General features: G+C 44.8%; 1 rRNA gene. It reads left to right on the top strand.

Annotated features, from left to right (window positions below):
- Positions 1 to 166 precede the first annotated feature (166 nt).
- A 16S ribosomal RNA gene (locus QP381_RS08760) occupies positions 167 to 317 on the top strand; the annotation flags it as partial.

Genomic DNA, 317 nt, shown 5'->3' with positions numbered 1-317 from the left:
GAGCGCTAAAGCGCGTCGCAACTGCTCTTTAACAATTTATCAGACAATCTGTGTGGGCACTCAAAGTGACATGGATTCTTAACGTCCTCGGACGAAAAATGAATACCAAGTCTCAAGAGTGAACACGTAATTCATTACGAAGTTTAATTCTTTGAGCATCAAACTTAAATTGAAGAGTTTGATCATGGCTCAGATTGAACGCTGGCGGCAGGCCTAACACATGCAAGTCGAACGGTAACAGGAAGAAGCTTGCTTATTTGTTGACGAGTGGCGGACGGGTGAGTAATGTCTGGGAAACTGCCTGATGGAGGGGGATA

This window comes from Pauljensenia sp. UMB6358, assembly GCF_030216865.1.
In the GTDB taxonomy this organism is placed as follows: domain Bacteria; phylum Actinomycetota; class Actinomycetes; order Actinomycetales; family Actinomycetaceae; genus Pauljensenia; species Pauljensenia turicensis_A.
Note: the sequence above shows the minus strand (reverse complement) of the source record. Positions and strands in the feature narration are given on the sequence as shown.